1 rRNA gene is annotated in these 267 nt (G+C 28.1%); it reads right to left on the bottom strand.

Features of this window, described 5'->3' with window-relative positions:
• A 5S ribosomal RNA gene (gene rrf, locus KGF50_RS22125) occupies positions 1-86 on the bottom strand; the annotation flags it as partial.
• Between the last annotated feature and the right edge of the window lie 181 nt (positions 87-267).

The following is a 267-nucleotide window of genomic DNA, read 5'->3' as shown; positions in this document are numbered from 1 at the left end:
TCCCACCAAGTACCATCAGCGCTAGAGAGCTTAACTTCTGTGTTCGGAATGGGAACAGGTGTATCCTCTCTGCTATTATAACCAGATTATTGTCTAAATTTTCATTTATCTTTTTTCTAAGACAAGTATTATAATAACATCTTTGTCTTATTATGTCAATACTTTTTTTATTCGATTTTTAGCTTACAAAACTCTAAAAAATCTCTAATTATTGACAAATTTAAATACATAGAGTTAACACTCTAAAAACTGCATATATATTTTAAT

This window comes from Clostridioides sp. ZZV15-6598 (assembly GCF_020657705.1).
In the GTDB taxonomy this organism is placed as follows: domain Bacteria; phylum Bacillota; class Clostridia; order Peptostreptococcales; family Peptostreptococcaceae; genus Clostridioides; species Clostridioides difficile_F.
The sequence above is the reverse complement of the archived record's forward strand: the minus strand, read 5'-3'. Positions and strand labels throughout refer to the sequence as shown.